This window comes from Pseudomonas sp. PIC25 (assembly GCF_002286785.1).
Lineage (GTDB): Bacteria > Pseudomonadota > Gammaproteobacteria > Pseudomonadales > Pseudomonadaceae > Pseudomonas_M.
The window spans coordinates 1-1,857 of sequence record NZ_MUJY01000076.1; the positions used below are offsets into that span (position 1 = coordinate 1).

The 1,857-nt window shown below is 62.7% G+C and carries 1 protein-coding gene and 1 pseudogene; both read right to left on the reverse strand.

Translation table 11 applies throughout. The annotated features are described in order from the left end of the window. Positions 1-1,500 (reverse strand): DUF6531 domain-containing protein (locus tag BZL41_RS09275; protein WP_256578111.1); only part of this gene is annotated, 1,500 nt, incomplete at its 3' end. Further along, positions 1,497-1,857 (reverse strand): annotated as a pseudogene (locus BZL41_RS28490) (hypothetical protein); the annotation flags it as partial. The pseudogene BZL41_RS28490 and the gene BZL41_RS09275, both read right to left, overlap by 4 nt.

Consider the following 1,857-nt stretch of genomic DNA (forward strand, 5'->3'; position numbering starts at 1 on the left):
GTCTTCCTGCACCAGACGGTGCGACAGGCTGTGGCTCCAGCCGTAGCCCAGGCCGCTGTCGATCTCGGCGGCGCTGGTGCGGTAGAGGCGCGTCCAGGGAAAGGGCAGCAGGCCGTCCAGCTCGCCGTCGGTGAGGGTGAGCAGTTCCTCGCCGGTGACCATGGAGACCGGGCAGTTGTTGGTGCAGGTGTTTTGGGCCGTGTCGGCGGGTTTGTCGTTGGGTGTTTTCGCCGTCGTCGACACATCGTCCGTCTTGCGGCTCTCATTCACCTGGGTGTTCTGCGCCTTACCACGACGTATCGGCAGGGTGTCGGGCTCGACGCGGGAAATGCCCTGGGCGGCGCTCTGAATCTGCACGGTCGCCTTTTGCGAACTGTTGACGGTTATGCTGCCCTTGACCGCCAGCGGTTCGACCACGTCGGCGTGGCGCTTGAGCGCATGCCCCCGGCTCAGGTCGATGAGCGTCTGCATGGCCTTTTCCAGGATCGCCACGCCACCGGCTGTCTTGACCGTCCGGACGCCCTTCACGGCATAGCGCACGGCCAGCCCGGCACCGCCCGAAAGCACGATGCCCAACAAGATGTCGAAGAGGAGCCCGCTGGTGAATTCGGCGATCATTTCCGCCACGGTCGTCGGTGGCAGCAGTTGCGCCCAACAGACCACCGCCGAGGCGTAGAAGAACAGCAGCGGTTCGTCGTTGACGATCAGCAGTGCCGTGCGCAGCAAGTCTTTCGCCTGGACCTTGAGCTTCTGGAAATCGGCCTCGCTGATGAACTTCAGGAGCATCGCCGCGTAATCGTCCAGGTTCGTCAGGACGTGAAAGAGCATCTTGATGTCGTCCCAGATGCTCTTCAGCGCGTTGCCCACCCCCGCCATGAAGGCGTCGTTGATCTGCTTCAGACGCCTGGGATCGCCCACCGGCGCCATGGTTTGCCATTGCCTGACAATGTTGGTGTTCCACTCGTTCAGGAGCCAATCATGGAGATTGGCAATGACACCCTCGTAGGACGCATGGAGTGCATTCACTTCGCGCTGACTGACGTCCGGGTAGAACGTGATTTCGTACAGGCTGTTCGGCGTGCAGCCCGTGACCGTGGCCATGCCGTCGCTGTCCAGCACGCCGGAGATGACTTGGCGCTTCTCGCCCCAGGACGAGATCGCCTGCCTGATCTGGTAGGGCGTGTTGCCGATGGGAATGAAATTGACCGACTCGAAGGCATGCAGCAGCTTGAATTGTCCGCTGGCGGGACACGCGGCGTACCCGGATATCTTCCGCGCGTCCTTGTCGCCCTTGATGAGGGTCAGCTCGTTGTTGCGATTGTCGGAAACGGAAAGCCGCTGATCGACGTCCAAGGCCCACGCCGTGAAGAAGCCGTCGGCGTATTCCTTGTAATCCTTCAGGATGTTCTGCTTGAACTGCGCGATGTTCGCCTGCCCGTCGGGCTGCCTGGCATACAAGCCGTTCAACATGAACACGGCGTTGAAGGGAAGACTGATCATGGGGCCAAGTCCTTTTCCAGAGAGTCCTTGAGGCGTCCGCTCAGGTCGTCGAGCGGATCGGGGTGATGGCGCACGAAATGCGCGACTTTCCGGCGCAGGTTGGCTTCGGGCAGGACGAAGTACAGCCCGGCGTGTTCTTCGCGCAGCCACTGCATGAGGTCGTCCACCAGCGGCGCGGGGTCTTCTCCATTGAGTTGGGCGAGCAGGCCCGGTGGTACGTCCCACCAGGGGTAGGGCTGGCTGGTGCCGAGGACGGGCAGCTCGACGGTCAGGTCGCTGCCGTTGATCCAGTAGCGCTCGAACACCGGCAGCAGGTCGCCCGCCGCCTCGCCGAGGTGGGTGAGGATCGGCGCCAGA